Raw genomic sequence first — 14600 nt, forward strand, 5'->3', positions numbered from 1 at the left:
AGTGTCACTGATCGCTTCTGACCACTTCCGCATCGTTGTCGGCCTCGGCAAGAGCGGCATGTCCCTGGTTCGCTTTCTGGCGAACCGGGGTGTGTCGTTTGCTGTCGCCGATACGCGGGAGCATCCGCCAGAACTCGCGACCTTGCGCCGTGACTACCCGCAGGTCGAAGTGCGCTGTGGCGAGCTGGACGTTGAATTCCTGTGCCGCGCCGATGAGCTGTATGTCAGCCCCGGTCTGGCGCTGGCAACCCCGGCCCTGCAGCAAGCGGCCATGCGCGGCGTGAAGCTGTCCGGCGACATCGAGCTGTTCGCTCGCAATGCCAAGGCGCCCATCGTGGCCATCAGCGGATCGAACGCGAAAAGCACGGTCACCACGCTGGTGGGCGAGATGGCGGCGGCAGCGGGCAAGCGTGTTGCGGTCGGCGGCAATCTCGGCACGCCGGCGCTGGACCTGCTCAGCGACGACGTCGAGCTGTATGTGATGGAGCTGTCGAGCTTCCAGCTGGAAACCACCGATCAGCTTGGCGCTGAAGTGGCGACCGTGCTGAACATCAGTGAAGACCACATGGACCGTTACAGCGGCCTGCCGGCTTATCACCTGGCCAAGCACCGGATCTTCCGCGGCGCGCGCCAAGTGGTGGTGAATTGTCAGGACGCGCTGACCCGGCCGTTGATCGGCGAAGGCGTGCCGTGCTGGACCTTTGGTTTGAACAAGCCCGACAGAAACGGCTTCGGCTTGCGCGAAGAGAACGGCGAGAAATATCTGGCCTTCCAGTTCGACAACCTCATGCCGGTCCGCGAGCTGAAAATCCGTGGTGGCCACAATCAGGCCAACGCCCTGGCCGCACTGGCCCTGGGTCATGCGGTGGGTCTGCCGTTCGACGCCATGCTTGCCAGCCTCAAGACATTTGCCGGTCTGGTTCATCGCTGCCAATGGCTGCGTGAGCTCAACGGCGTGAACTACTACGACGACTCCAAAGCGACCAACGTCGGCGCCGCGCTGGCAGCGATCGAAGGCCTGGGCGCCGACATCGACGGCAAGCTGGTGCTGATTGCCGGCGGCGATGGCAAAGGCGCGGATTTCACCCCGCTGCAAGCCCCGGTTGCTGCCCATTGCCGCGCCGTCGTCCTGCTGGGCCGCGATGCGGATTTGCTCGCCGCGACTTTCGGCGATTCGGTGCCTCTGGTACGCGTCACTACATTGGAAGAAGCCGTGCAACGTGCTGCTGATATCGCGCAGGAAGGAGACGCCGTGTTGCTGTCGCCCGCCTGCGCAAGCCTGGACATGTTCAAGAATTTCGAAGAGCGCGGACAACGGTTCGCCCGGGCCGTGGGGGACTTGTCATGATTTTTGGCGTGATCAAGCCGTACCCGTCGCCGATCATCAGCGGCCGTGGCGTTGACGTCGATTTCCCGATGCTCGCCGGCTGCCTCGCGTTGCTGGGCCTGGGCCTGGTGATGATCACTTCCGCGTCGTCGGAAGTGGCCGCTGTTCAGTCGGGCAACGCGTTGTACATGATGACCCGTCACCTGATCTATCTGGTGCTGGGCCTGATCGCCTGCGTCGCGACCATGATGGTGCCGGTTGCTACCTGGCAGCGCCTGGGATGGCTGATGCTGATTGGCGCGTTCGGTCTGTTGATTGCGGTGATCGTGCCCGGCATCGGGCGTGAGGTGAACGGTTCGATGCGCTGGATCGGCTTCGGCATGTTCAACGTGCAGCCGTCGGAAATCGCCAAAGTCTTCGTGGTGATTTTCCTGGCCGGTTATCTGATTCGTCGCCAGCAGGAAGTGCGCGAGAGCTGGATGGGCTTCTTCAAGCCGTTCATCGTGCTGCTGCCGATGGCGGGTCTGCTGCTGATGGAGCCGGACTTCGGTGCCACGGTCGTGATGATGGGCGCGGCGGCGGCGATGCTGTTCCTCGGCGGCGTCGGGCTGTTCCGTTTCAGCCTGATGGTCGCGCTGGCAGTGGGTGCCGTGTTCGTGCTGGTTCAGGCGCAGCCGTACCGGATGGCGCGTCTGATTACCTTCACCGACCCGTGGTCCGATCAGTTCGGTTCTGGCTACCAGCTGACCCAGGCGCTGATCGCCTTCGGTCGCGGTGAATGGTTCGGCGTCGGCCTTGGCAACAGCGTGCAGAAGCAGTTCTACCTGCCGGAAGCGCACACCGACTTCGTGTTCTCGGTACTGGCTGAAGAGTTGGGCGTGGTGGGTTCCCTCGCCACGGTCGCGCTGTTCGTGTTCGTCAGTATCCGGGCGATGTACATCGGCATGTGGGCCGAGCGCGCCAAGCAGTTCTTCGCTGCGTACACCGCGTATGGCCTGGCCTTCCTGTGGATTGGTCAGTTCCTGATCAACATCGGCGTGAATGTCGGTCTGCTGCCGACCAAGGGTCTGACCCTGCCGTTCCTCAGTTACGGCGGCAGCTCGTTGATCATCTGCTGCGCCAGCTTGGGCCTGTTGCTGCGCATCGAGTGGGAATCGCGCAACAACATGGGCAGTGAAGAGGCCGAGTTCCAGGAAAGCGACTTTGCCGAGGAGCCGACCCATGGCCGCCGGTAACGTTTTGATCATGGCGGGCGGCACCGGCGGACACGTGTTCCCGGCGCTGGCGTGTGCCCGTGAGTTCCAGGCCCGCGGTTACACCGTGCATTGGCTCGGAACGCCGCGCGGCATCGAGAACGAACTGGTGCCCGCTGCTGGTTTGAAGCTGCACCTGATCAACGTCACCGGTTTGCGTGGCAAGGGCCGGCTGTCGCTGCTGAAAGCGCCGTTCATGTTGATCAAGGCTTTGCTGCAGGCGCGCAAGATCGTGGGTGAGTTGAAGCCGGTCTGCGTCGTCGGTTTCGGTGGCTACGTGACAGGCCCTGGTGGTCTGGCGGCGAAGCTGGCCGGCGTGCCGCTGATCATCCACGAGCAAAACGCGGTAGCGGGCACGGCCAATCGCAGTCTGGCGTCGTTCGCCGCACGCGTCTGTGAAGCGTTCCCGCAGACGTTCGCCGCGTCGGCCAAGCGTCGCACCACCGGTAACCCGGTGCGTGCCGAGCTGTTTTTCGAAACGCCGCGCCAGACGCTGATCGGCCGCCGGCCTCGTTTGCTGGTGCTGGGCGGAAGCCTGGGCGCCGAGCCGCTGAACAAATTGCTGCCGGAAGCCCTGGCGCAAGTGCCTGCCGATATCCGCCCTGAAGTGTTTCATCAGGCCGGCAAGCATCACGATGAAGTCACCGCCGAGCGTTACCGCGCCGCCGGTGTCGAGGCGCAGGTCGCCCCGTTCATCAAAGACATGGCCCAGGCCTATGGCTGGGCAGATCTGGTGGTCTGCCGCGCAGGTGCGTTGACCGTCAGTGAACTGGCTGCCGCCGGGCTGCCGTCGTTGCTGGTGCCTTTGCCCCATGCGATCGACGATCACCAGTCACGCAACGCCGACTATCTGGCTCGCGAGGGCGCTGCCTTCGTCATGCCGCAAGCGACAACTGGCGCCGCCGAAATGGCCGCTCGCCTGAAAGAGGTTTTGATGCAACCCGAACAATTGAACCGCATGGCCGTCACGGCTCGCCAACTGGCCAAGCCTGACGCCACCAACACCGTCGTCGATATCTGCCTGGAGGTGGCCCATGGTTGAGAATCAACGCGCCATGCCACAGCCGGAAATGCGCCGCATCCGTCGTATCCACTTCGTGGGCATTGGCGGCGTGGGCATGTGCGGTATCGCCGAAGTGTTGCTGAACCTGGGCTATGACGTGTCCGGTTCCGACCTCAAGGCTTCGCCGGTGACCGAGCGCCTCGAATCGTTTGGCGCGCAGATCTTCATCGGCCATCGTGCAGAAAACGCATCGACGGCGGACGTGCTGGTGGTCTCCAGCGCTGTGAACACCTCCAACCCGGAAGTGGCGACTGCCCTTGAGCGTCGCATTCCTGTGGTGCCGCGCGCTGAAATGCTGGCCGAGCTGATGCGCTATCGCCACGGCATCGCGGTCGCCGGTACCCACGGCAAAACCACGACCACCAGCCTGATCGCCTCGGTGTTCGCGGCGGGTGGCCTTGATCCGACCTTCGTGATCGGCGGGCGTCTGAACGCTGCCGGCACCAACGCGCAGCTCGGCACCAGCCGTTACCTGATCGCCGAAGCCGACGAAAGCGACGCCAGCTTCCTGCACCTGCAGCCGCTGGTGGCCGTGGTCACCAACATCGACGCCGACCACATGGCGACCTACGAAGGCGACTTCAACAAACTGAAGAAGACCTTCGTCGAATTCCTGCACAACCTGCCGTTCTACGGTCTGGCCGTGGTCTGCATCGACGACCCGGTGGTGCGCGACATCCTGCCTTCGGTCAAGCGTCCGATCATGACCTACGGCTTCGATGACGCCGCCGACGTGCGCGCGATCAACGTGCGTCAGGACGGTATGCACACACACTTCACCGTGCTGCGTCGTGACCGCGAGCCACTGGATGTCTCGGTCAACATGCCGGGCAAGCACAACGTGCTGAACTCGCTGGCAACCATTGCCATCGCCACTGACGAGGGCGTCTCTGACGAAGCCATCGTTCAGGGGCTGTCCGGCTTCCAGGGCGTTGGCCGTCGTTTCCAGGTGTACGGCGAACTGCCGGTGGAAGGCGGCAACGTGATGCTGGTCGACGACTATGGTCACCACCCGCGTGAAGTGGCTGCCGTCATCAATGCCGTGCGCGGTGGCTGGCCGGACCGTCGTCTGGTCATGGTCTACCAGCCGCACCGCTACAGCCGCACCCGCGATCTGTACGACGATTTCGTGCAGGTGCTCAACGAGGCCAACGTGTTGCTGCTGATGGAAGTCTATCCGGCCGGTGAAGAACCGATTCCGGGTGCGGACAGCCGTCAGTTGGCCCACAGCATTCGTCAGCGCGGTCAGCTTGATCCGATCTACATCGAGCGTGGCGTCGAACTCGCCCCGCTGGTCAAACCCCTGCTGCGCGCCGGTGACATCCTGCTGTGCCAGGGCGCCGGCGACATTGGCGGCCTTGCACCACAGCTGCTGAAAAGCCCGCTCTTCACCGGCGCCATCGTGGCCTCAACCGAAGGTAAGCTGAAATGACAGCCGCCCTGCAGTCCGCCCTGTTCTCGACGCTGGAGCCGAAACGCTTCGGTCGCGTCGCCGTGCTCTTTGGCGGCAAGAGTGCAGAGCGGGAGGTGTCCCTGAAATCCGGCAGCGCAGTGCTTGAAGCCCTGCAAAGCGCAGGCGTCGACGCGTTCGGTATCGACGTGGGCGAGGATTTTCTGCAGCGGCTGGTCAGTGAACAAATCGATCGGGCGTTCATCGTCCTCCACGGTCGTGGCGGCGAAGACGGCACCATGCAGGGTCTGCTGGAGTGCCTGGAAATTCCCTACACCGGCAGCGGCGTGCTCGCGTCGGCGCTGGCGATGGACAAGCTGCGCACCAAGCAGGTCTGGCAGAGTCTCGGCTTGCCGACGCCGCGCCACGCCGTGCTGAGCAGCGAGGCGGATTGTATTTCTGCGGCGACGGAACTGGGCTTTCCTTTGATCGTCAAACCCGCCCATGAAGGTTCCAGTATCGGTATGGCCAAGGTGACCGGCGTCGACGAATTGATCGCCGCCTGGAACGCCGCCCGTACCTACGATTCGCAAGTGTTGGTCGAACAATGGATCGAAGGTCCGGAGTTCACCATCGCCTCTCTGCGTGGGCAGGTATTGCCTCCCATCGGTCTGGGTACTCCCCACAGTTTTTACGACTACGACGCCAAATACCTGGCCTCCGATACCCAGTACCGGATTCCGTGCGGCCTCGATGCAGCCAAAGAAGATGAACTCAAGGCACTCACGGCTCGGGCCTGTGAAGCGGTCGGCGTTGCCGGCTGGGCGCGCACCGATGTCATGCAGGACGCCGACGGCAAATTCTGGCTGCTGGAGGTGAACACCGTGCCCGGCATGACCGACCACAGCCTGGTGCCTATGGCGGCGCGTGCGGCCGGGCTCGATTTCCAACAGTTGGTGCTAGCGATTCTGGCCGACAGCGTCCAGGTGCGAGGGTAGATCATGCACGGCGCAACGGTTCGTCATCAGCAATCCGCTACCGGCCGCAACAAGCCGGTGCCGCGGGGTGCCAGCCGCATGGTTGCCAAGGAGCCCATGTCGTCGCGCATGCCACGGCCGAATTTCGGTTTCCTGCGCAGCCTGATGTGGCCGGTGCTGCTGGTGGTGTTTGGTTTTGGTACGTACGAAGCCGCCCAGCGCCTGCTGCCTTACGCCGACCGGCCGATCTCGCGGATCAACGTGCAGGGCGATCTGAGCTACATCAGTCAGCAAGCCGTGCAGCAGCGGATCGCCCCATTCGTGGCGACCAGCTTCTTCAACATTGATTTGGCCGGCATGCGCACCGAACTTGAGCAGATGCCGTGGATTGCCCACGCCGAGGTCCGCCGCGTCTGGCCGGATCAGGTGGTGATCCGTCTGGAAGAACAATTACCGGTTGCGCGCTGGGGCGATCAATCCCTGCTGAACAACCAGGGTCAGGCATTCACCCCGCGTGAGCTGGCCAACTACGAACACCTTCCGCAGTTGTTCGGGCCTCAACGGGCTCAACAGCAGGTGATGCAGCAGTACCAGGTCCTGAGTCAGATGTTGCGCCCGCTGGGGTTCTCCATCGCTCGCCTGGAACTGCGTGAGCGAGGCAGCTGGTTTCTGACCACCGGCGCAGGCACTGCAGGCCCAGGCCTGGAGCTGCTGCTGGGACGAGGCAATCTGCTTGAGAAGATGCGCCGCTTTATCGCCATCTACGACAAGACACTGAAAGACCAGATCACGAACATTGCGCGCGTCGACCTTCGTTACAACAACGGCCTGGCCGTTGGTTGGCGCGAACAGGCAGCAGCGCCAACGACGGACAAACCCGCCGTCGCGAAGAATTGATAAGAGGCAGGACCCATGGCAAACGTGCAAAGCGGCAAAATGATCGTCGGATTGGATATCGGCACCTCCAAAGTGGTGGCGCTGGTAGGCGAAGTCGCGGCTGATGGCACACTGGAAATCGTCGGTATCGGCACTCACCCGTCCCGCGGCCTGAAGAAGGGCGTGGTGGTGAATATCGAATCCACCGTGCAATCGATCCAGCGCGCAGTAGAAGAAGCGCAGCTGATGGCCGGTTGCCGGATTCACTCGGCGTTCGTTGGCGTCGCGGGTAACCACATTCGCAGCCTGAACTCCCACGGCATCGTGGCGATCCGTGACCGCGAAGTGAGCTCCGCTGACCTTGAGCGCGTGCTCGACGCTGCCCAGGCCGTGGCGATCCCGGCTGACCAGCGCGTGCTGCACACGCTGCCACAGGATTACGTCATCGATAACCAGGAAGGCGTTCGCGAGCCACTGGGCATGTCGGGCGTGCGCCTGGAAGCCAAGGTTCACGTGGTGACCTGCGCGGTGAACGCGGCACAGAACATCGAAAAATGCGTGCGCCGCTGCGGGCTGGAAGTCGACGACATCATCCTCGAGCAACTGGCCTCGGCTTACTCGGTGCTGACCGACGACGAGAAAGAGCTGGGCGTGTGCCTGGTGGACATCGGCGGCGGCACTACTGACATCGCGATCTTCACCGAAGGCGCGATCCGTCACACCGCGGTGATCCCGATTGCCGGCGACCAGGTCACCAACGACATCGCCATGGCGTTGCGTACACCGACTCAGTACGCCGAAGAAATCAAGATCCGTTACGCCTGCGCCCTGGCCAAACTGGCCGGCGCCGGCGAAACCATCAAAGTGCCAAGCGTCGGCGACCGTCCGCCCCGTGAACTGTCCCGTCAGGCCCTCGCCGAAGTGGTCGAGCCGCGCTATGACGAGCTGTTCACCCTGATTCAGGCCGAACTGCGTCGCAGCGGCTACGAAGACTTGATCCCGGCCGGCATCGTGCTGACCGGTGGCACCTCGAAAATGGAAGGCGCGGTCGAATTGGCCGAAGAGATCTTCCACATGCCGGTCCGCCTCGGCGTGCCGCACAGCGTCAAAGGGCTCGCGGACGTCGTCCGCAACCCGATCTACTCAACCGGCGTCGGCCTGTTGCTGTACGGACTGCAAAAGCAGTCTGACGGCATCTCGCTGTCCGGCCTTTCCGGCTCCGGTAGCAGTTATAGCGATGAACCGAAGGCCCCAGTGTTAGAGCGTCTCAAGCGCTGGGTTCAGGGGAATTTCTAAGATTCAAAAAGTGGTAGGCAGGCAACAGGCGACATAAAACTAGAGAACTGAAGGAGAGGGAACATGTTCGAGCTCGTAGACAACATCCCACAAAGCCCGGTAATTAAAGTTATCGGCGTTGGTGGTGGCGGCGGCAACGCAGTCAATCACATGGTCAAGAGCAACATCGAAGGCGTTGAGTTCATCTGCGCCAACACCGATGCTCAGGCACTGAAAAACATTGGCGCACGTACCATTCTGCAACTGGGTACCGGCGTGACCAAAGGCCTGGGCGCGGGTGCGAATCCTGAAGTCGGCCGTCAGGCTGCACTGGAAGACCGCGAGCGCATCGCTGAAGTGCTGCAAGGCACCAACATGGTCTTCATCACCACCGGCATGGGCGGCGGTACCGGTACCGGTGCGGCTCCGATCATTGCCGAAGTGGCCAAGGAAATGGGCATTCTGACCGTTGCGGTCGTGACGCGTCCGTTCCCGTTCGAAGGCCGCAAGCGCATGCAGATCGCCGATGAAGGCATCCGCGCGCTGTCCGAAAGCGTCGACTCGTTGATCACCATTCCCAACGAGAAGCTGCTGACCATCCTCGGTAAAGACGCCAGCCTGCTGTCGGCTTTCGCCAAGGCTGACGATGTACTGGCCGGTGCCGTTCGCGGTATCTCCGACATCATCAAGCGTCCGGGCATGATCAACGTCGACTTCGCTGACGTACGCACCGTGATGTCCGAAATGGGCATGGCGATGATGGGCACTGGCTGCGCCAGCGGTCCGAACCGTGCGCGTGAAGCCACCGAAGCGGCCATCCGCAACCCGCTGCTGGAAGACGTGAACCTGCAAGGTGCTCGCGGCATTCTGGTCAACATCACTGCCGGTCCTGACCTGTCTCTGGGTGAGTACTCCGACGTGGGTAGCATCATCGAAGCGTTCGCCTCCGAGCACGCCATGGTCAAGGTCGGTACGGTTATCGATCCAGACATGCGCGACGAGCTGCACGTGACTGTTGTTGCTACTGGCCTGGGTGCAAAAATCGAGAAGCCTGTGAAGGTCATCGACAACACCATGCAGACCGCTCAAGCCGCACCTGCGCAGCAGCACGCCGCACGCCAGGAGTTGCCTTCGGTCAACTATCGCGATCTGGACCGTCCAACCGTGATGCGCAATCAGGCACACGCGGGCGCAACAGCCGCAGCGAAGATGAACCCGCAAGACGATCTGGATTACCTGGACATTCCAGCGTTCCTGCGTCGTCAGGCTGATTAATGGGTTCTATCAGGGGTATAAGGGTGATTGGTGTTCAGCAAAGGCGGGGTCTGCTATCATCGCCAGCCTTTGTTGATACTAATTCGCGATACGCGCTGAAGCGGCCAATGCCATGATTAAACAACGCACCCTGAAAAATATTATCCGTGCCACAGGTATCGGCCTGCACTCGGGGGAGAAGGTTTACCTGACCCTCAAACCAGCACCTGTGAACGCTGGCATTGTGTTTTTCCGTACCGACCTTGAGCCGGTGGTCCAGATCAACGCTCACGCGTTGAATGTGGGTGACACCACGCTCTCCACGACGCTGTTCAATGGCGATGTGAAGGTCGATACGGTCGAGCACTTGCTGTCGGCCATGGCCGGCCTTGGCATCGATAACGCCTACGTTGAACTTTCTGCCTCCGAAGTTCCAATCATGGATGGCAGCGCAGGTCCCTTCGTATTCCTGATTCAATCGGCTGGCCTGGAAGAACAGGACGCACCGAAGAAATTCATCCGCATACTTAAAGAAGTGTGCGTAGAAGAAGACGGCAAGTCCGCCAAGTTCTTACCGTTCGAAGGTTTCAAGGTAGGGTTCGAGATCGATTTCGATCACCCGTATCTTAAGAACCGCACGCAAACGGCTTGTGTGGATTTTTCCAGCACTTCGTTTGTTAAAGAAGTGAGCCGTGCGCGGACATTCGGTTTCATGAAAGACATCGAGTATCTGCGTAAGCACAACCTGGCTCTGGGCGGCAGCGTTGAAAACGCGATCGTCGTGGACAAGGACGGCGTGCTGAACGAAGACGGTCTTCGTTATGAAGACGAGTTCGTGAAGCACAAGATTCTGGATGCCATCGGTGACCTGTATCTGTTGGGCAACAGTCTGATCGGCGAGTATCAGGGCTTCAAGTCGGGACACGGTCTGAACAATCGTTTGCTTCGTGCGTTGATCGCTCAGGAAGACGCTTGGGAAGTTGTGACCTTCGAAGATGCCAGCACCGCACCGATCTCTTACATGCGCCCTGTAGCGGCGGTGTAAACAGTCTCTTCTTCCTAGTTTTGATGTTTTCAGGCCACCTTCGGGTGGCCTTTTTTATGGATCGTCGATTAGATAGCGGGCATATCCGTTTTTTGTGTTTGCTGGAGTTATGGTTCCGCCCTTACGGCGGGTCACTTTTGGCAAAAGCGCCCGGATTGCCGGCCCAGCCAAAAGTAACCAAAAACGCTTTGCTCCTGGTTGGGCCCGACTTCGTCGGGTTCCTTCACTCCGGTCTCGCTCCGTGGGCCCGCGCCGAACGGACATCCATGTCCGCAACGGCGCTCTCGCCGCATCCATGCGGCTCGGCCCACTGCGCGAGAACTGCGTTCAGCCTGCACCCAAGTCGCGATGGCTGTCGTCTGAGCTTTTTGCGTATGAAGATCAAGATCAAAAGCAGATCAAGAACAGATCAAAAGCTTCCCGGCTGAAGCCGGTCCTACGGGGGGGCGCACCCGGTCCCGCAGGTGTACACGGTGCTTTTTAGTAGGACCGGCTTTAGCCGGGAAGGGGTCAGTGAAAACGCCGGCATCCTGCAGGTTTACGAATCCCCAGCCTCTTTAGGCACAGCATGCGCGGCCAGCCGTTCGAGCGCAGCACGCAGTTTCGGGTCGGTGATGCCTTCCGCTGTTGCGGTGATGGTCTCAGCCGCCGCGACCGACAGATCGCGCGTATGCCCAGCTTCGGTCCTGTGGGTTCTCGAGGGCTGTACCTTCAATTGCAAGCGGGTGAGGTTGGCAAATTCCTTGAACGCGACCAGTTGCCGTTGCAAACGCTTCTGTTGATAACGCAGTCGTGTCGCCCAGTGGCCGTCGGTGACGATGAGCAGCAGTGTACCTTCGCGCCATGACGCGACGTGGCAGTGCTCGCGGGCGGCGGGTTGTAGCTGGCTTTCCAGCAGACGCTGCAAGTGCGCGAGGCGTTGGGCGTGGTTGAAGATGGCTTTGAGGGGCCGGGCTTCGCGCAGAAGCACAGCCGGTGCGCGAGCGGGGAGGGGACGGAATGCCATGATGAGGTGCCTTGTGTTGCCTGGGCGTGATCTTAGCAGAATCGGTAGAAGCACCTTTGCGTCAGGCGCCCAGGGTGCAAACAAGCCGCGCAATCATGAAAAAACATTAATAAAACTTCTCACTCCCATGGGTTGAAGTCACGGGAAATGACCCTATTGTACTTCTGCCCCGTAACATTGCTGTGCCAGCATCGTGGAATAACGCCACTTTCCTCACCACCATTTCCGGGTAGAATGCTCGTTCGCATGCGGCCATGAGGGCTGCTCGGGCGACTCACGGGGCCGCCCTCCATCCCTATGTGTGGAAGATCCTTTCGATATGTTTGCACCTTTGTTAAAAAAACTTTTCGGAAGCAAGAACGAGCGCGAAGTGAAGCGCATGCTCAAGACGGTCCAGGTCGTCAACAGCTTCGAAGAGCAAATGCTCGCCCTCTCGGACGAACAGCTGCGCGCCAAGACCGACGAGTTGAAGGCCCGCATAGCCAAAGGTGAGACCCTCGACCAGCTCTTGCCAGAAGCCTTCGCGGTCTGCCGCGAGGCGGGTAAACGCATCATGGGCATGCGCCACTTCGACGTACAGCTGATCGGCGGCATGACGCTGCACGAAGGCATGATCGCCGAGATGCGTACCGGTGAGGGTAAAACCCTCGTCGCGACCCTCGCGGTCTACCTCAACGCACTGTCCGGCAAAGGCGTGCACGTGGTCACGGTGAACGACTACCTGGCCCGTCGTGACGCCAACTGGATGCGCCCGCTGTATGAATTCCTCGGTCTGACCGTAGGCGTGGTCACGCCTTTCCAGCCGCCGGAAGAGAAGCGCGCCGCCTACGCCTCCGACATCACCTACGGCACCAACAACGAATTCGGTTTCGATTACCTGCGCGACAACATGGCGTTCAGCCTGGAAGACAAATTCCAGCGTGAGCTGAATTTCGCCGTGATCGACGAAGTCGACTCGATCCTCATCGACGAAGCGCGTACCCCGCTGATCATCTCCGGCCAGGCCGAAGACAGCTCCAAGCTCTACACCGAAATCAACAAGCTGATCCCCAAGCTCGAGCAGCACATCGAGGAAGTGGAAGGCCAGGTCACCCAGCAGGGTCACTTCTCCATCGACGAGAAGTCCCGTCAGGTCGAGCTGAACGAGTCTGGTCACCAGTTCATCGAAGAGATGCTCACCGAAGTCGGTTTGCTGGCTGAAGGCGAGAGCCTGTATTCCGCGCACAACCTGGGCCTGCTGACCCACGTGTATGCCGGTCTGCGTGCCCACAAACTGTTCCATCGCAACGTCGAGTACATCGTTCAGGACGGCCAGATCCTGCTGGTCGACGAACACACCGGCCGTACCATGCCGGGTCGCCGTCTGTCCGAGGGCCTGCACCAGGCCATCGAAGCGAAGGAAGGCCTGAACATTCAGGCCGAGAGCCAGACCCTGGCCTCGACCACCTTCCAGAACTACTTCCGCCTGTACAACAAGCTGTCTGGCATGACCGGTACGGCGGACACCGAAGCGTTTGAATTCCACCAGATCTATGCTCTGGCCGTGATGGTCATTCCGCCGAACAAGCCGTTGGCGCGGAAAGATTTCAACGACCTCGTGTACCTGACCGCCGAAGAGAAGTACGCGGCGATCATCACCGACATCAAGGCCTGCCTGGCCGAGCAGCGTCCGGTGCTGGTAGGTACAGCGACCATCGAAACCTCTGAGCACATGTCCCGCCTGCTGGTGCAGGAAGGCATCGAGCACAAGGTTCTGAACGCCAAGTTCCACGAAAAAGAAGCCGAGATCATTGCCCAGGCCGGTCGTCCGGGTGCGCTGACCATCGCCACCAACATGGCCGGTCGCGGTACCGACATTCTGTTGGGCGGCAACTGGGAAGTTGAAGTGGCCAGCCTGGAAGACCCGACCCCGGAGCAGATCGCGCAGATCAAGGCCGACTGGCAGAAGCGCCACCAGCAGGTGATCGAGGCGGGCGGCCTGCACGTTATTGCCTCCGAGCGTCACGAATCCCGCCGTATCGACAACCAGTTGCGTGGTCGTGCCGGTCGTCAGGGTGACACCGGTTCGAGCCGTTTCTATCTGTCGCTGGAAGACAGCCTGATGCGCATCTTCGCCTCTGATCGGGTGAAGAACTTCATGAAAGCGCTTGGCATGCAGTCGGGCGAAGCGATCGAGCACCGCATGGTGACCAACGCGATCGAAAAAGCGCAGCGCAAGGTCGAAGGCCGCAACTTCGACATCCGCAAGCAGCTGCTCGAGTTCGACGACGTTTCCAACGAACAGCGGAAAGTGATCTACCACATGCGTAACAGCCTGCTGGCTGCGACCAACATTGGTGACACCATTGCCGAGTTCCGCGAAGAAGTCCTGGACGCCACCATCTCTGCACACATCCCGCCGCAGTCCTTGCCTGAGCAGTGGAACGTGGCCGGTCTGGAAGCCGCGCTGAACAGCGATTTCGGCGTGAAGCTGCCGATTCAGCAGTGGCTCGACGAAGACGATCACCTGAACGAAGACACCCTGCGTCCGAAGTTGATGGAAGCCATCTTGGCGGCCTACAACGAGAAAGAAGACCAGGCCAGTGCCGAGGCGCTGCGCACCTTCGAGAAGCAGATTCTCCTGCGCGTGCTGGACGACCTGTGGAAAGACCACCTGTCGACCATGGATCACCTGCGGCACGGTATTCACCTGCGCGGCTACGCTCAGAAAAACCCGAAGCAGGAATACAAGCGCGAGTCGTTTGCCCTGTTCCAGGAGCTGCTCGATTCGATCAAGCGCGACGCCATTCGTGTGCTGTCCCACGTCCAGGTTCGCCGCGAAGATCCGGCCGAGGAAGAGGCGCGTCTGCGTCGCGAAGCCGAGGAGTTGGCGCAGCGCATGCAGTTCCAGCACGCCGAAGCGCCGGGCCTGGATCAGCCGGACCTGCTCGCAGAAGAGGGCGAGGACGTTGCGGTAGCCGCTGCCGCCGCACTGTCGCCGGTACGCAACGACCAGAAGCTGGGTCGCAACGAATTGTGCTGGTGTGGTTCGGGCAAGAAATTCAAGCACTGTCACGGCCAGATCAGCTAATTCGCCCACCGCGAAGAGCTGTAGCTGACCTGTAATATCACGCCGCGACCGGCTCAGCCGTCGC

At 61.0% G+C, this 14600-nt stretch carries 11 protein-coding genes; 10 read left to right on the forward strand and 1 reads right to left on the reverse strand.

All coding sequences use genetic code 11. The features are described from left to right. The first annotated feature begins 1 nt into the window (after position 1). The 9 genes from murD to lpxC all read left to right on the forward strand — a co-directional run bounded on the left by murD (position 2) and on the right by lpxC (position 10460). Positions 2 to 1348 (forward strand): UDP-N-acetylmuramoyl-L-alanine--D-glutamate ligase, encoded by a 1347-nt coding sequence (murD, locus tag AC07VF_RS14405; RefSeq protein WP_495009081.1) that lies wholly within the window; start codon positions 2 to 4, stop codon positions 1346 to 1348. Continuing rightward, positions 1345 to 2562 (forward strand): putative lipid II flippase FtsW, encoded by a 1218-nt coding sequence (ftsW, locus tag AC07VF_RS14410; protein ID WP_133772211.1) that lies wholly within the window; start codon positions 1345 to 1347, stop codon positions 2560 to 2562. Before murD ends, ftsW begins: the two co-directional genes overlap by 4 nt. After that, the gene (gene murG / locus AC07VF_RS14415) at positions 2549 to 3622 is read left to right on the forward strand and encodes an undecaprenyldiphospho-muramoylpentapeptide beta-N-acetylglucosaminyltransferase (protein ID WP_192171757.1); all 1074 of its coding nucleotides are present in this window, start codon (positions 2549 to 2551) and stop codon (positions 3620 to 3622) included. The genes ftsW and murG overlap by 14 nt, the downstream gene beginning before the upstream one ends. Then, positions 3615 to 5075: a UDP-N-acetylmuramate--L-alanine ligase gene (gene murC, locus AC07VF_RS14420; RefSeq protein ID WP_133772215.1), complete on the forward strand. Its 1461-nt coding sequence runs from the start codon at positions 3615 to 3617 to the stop codon at positions 5073 to 5075. Before murG ends, murC begins: the two co-directional genes overlap by 8 nt. Then, positions 5072 to 6031 (forward strand): D-alanine--D-alanine ligase, encoded by a 960-nt coding sequence (locus tag AC07VF_RS14425; RefSeq protein WP_495009080.1) that lies wholly within the window; start codon positions 5072 to 5074, stop codon positions 6029 to 6031. Before murC ends, AC07VF_RS14425 begins: the two co-directional genes overlap by 4 nt. A 3-nt stretch (positions 6032 to 6034) precedes the next feature. Next, positions 6035 to 6907, forward strand: a complete 873-nt coding sequence (locus tag AC07VF_RS14430; RefSeq protein WP_282368937.1) for a cell division protein FtsQ/DivIB — start codon at positions 6035 to 6037, stop codon at positions 6905 to 6907. A gap of 15 nt (positions 6908 to 6922) precedes the next feature. Beyond that, entirely contained in the window at positions 6923 to 8182 is a 1260-nt protein-coding gene (gene ftsA, locus AC07VF_RS14435; RefSeq protein ID WP_037014678.1) for a cell division protein FtsA, read from the forward strand. Positions 8183 to 8245: 63 nt separating this feature from the next. Beyond that, a complete protein-coding gene (gene ftsZ, locus AC07VF_RS14440) occupies positions 8246 to 9436 on the forward strand; it encodes a cell division protein FtsZ (RefSeq protein WP_074884474.1) in 1191 nt (396 codons plus the stop codon). A 112-nt stretch (positions 9437 to 9548) separates the two neighbouring features. Continuing rightward, positions 9549 to 10460: a UDP-3-O-acyl-N-acetylglucosamine deacetylase gene (gene lpxC, locus AC07VF_RS14445; RefSeq protein WP_065992158.1), complete on the forward strand. Its 912-nt coding sequence runs from the start codon at positions 9549 to 9551 to the stop codon at positions 10458 to 10460. Positions 10461 to 10998: 538 nt separating this feature from the next. Here lpxC and AC07VF_RS14450 read toward each other — a convergent pair. Further along, positions 10999 to 11466: a DUF721 domain-containing protein gene (locus AC07VF_RS14450; protein WP_346630813.1), complete on the reverse strand. Its 468-nt coding sequence runs from the start codon at positions 11464 to 11466 to the stop codon at positions 10999 to 11001. A gap of 319 nt (positions 11467 to 11785) precedes the next feature. On the opposite strand from AC07VF_RS14450, the gene secA reads away from it, so the two are divergent. Continuing rightward, positions 11786 to 14536, forward strand: coding sequence for a preprotein translocase subunit SecA (secA, locus tag AC07VF_RS14455; protein ID WP_192171753.1), 2751 nt, complete (start codon positions 11786 to 11788; stop codon positions 14534 to 14536). Positions 14537 to 14600 lie beyond the last annotated feature (64 nt).

The organism is Pseudomonas sp. GW821-FHT02H06, assembly GCF_059421525.1.

Coding starts and splice junctions, on each gene's coding strand:
- ftsW (WP_133772211.1), top strand. CDS start 1,345: ATGATTTTTGGCGTGATCAAGCCGTACCCGTCGCCGATCATCAGCGGC.
- murG (WP_192171757.1), top strand. CDS start 2,549: ATGGCCGCCGGTAACGTTTTGATCATGGCGGGCGGCACCGGCGGACAC.
- murC (WP_133772215.1), top strand. CDS start 3,615: ATGGTTGAGAATCAACGCGCCATGCCACAGCCGGAAATGCGCCGCATC.
- AC07VF_RS14425 (WP_495009080.1), top strand. CDS start 5,072: ATGACAGCCGCCCTGCAGTCCGCCCTGTTCTCGACGCTGGAGCCGAAA.
- AC07VF_RS14430 (WP_282368937.1), top strand. CDS start 6,035: ATGCACGGCGCAACGGTTCGTCATCAGCAATCCGCTACCGGCCGCAAC.
- ftsA (WP_037014678.1), top strand. CDS start 6,923: ATGGCAAACGTGCAAAGCGGCAAAATGATCGTCGGATTGGATATCGGC.
- ftsZ (WP_074884474.1), top strand. CDS start 8,246: ATGTTCGAGCTCGTAGACAACATCCCACAAAGCCCGGTAATTAAAGTT.
- lpxC (WP_065992158.1), top strand. CDS start 9,549: ATGATTAAACAACGCACCCTGAAAAATATTATCCGTGCCACAGGTATC.
- AC07VF_RS14450 (WP_346630813.1), bottom strand. CDS start 11,466: ATGGCATTCCGTCCCCTCCCCGCTCGCGCACCGGCTGTGCTTCTGCGC.
- secA (WP_192171753.1), top strand. CDS start 11,786: ATGTTTGCACCTTTGTTAAAAAAACTTTTCGGAAGCAAGAACGAGCGC.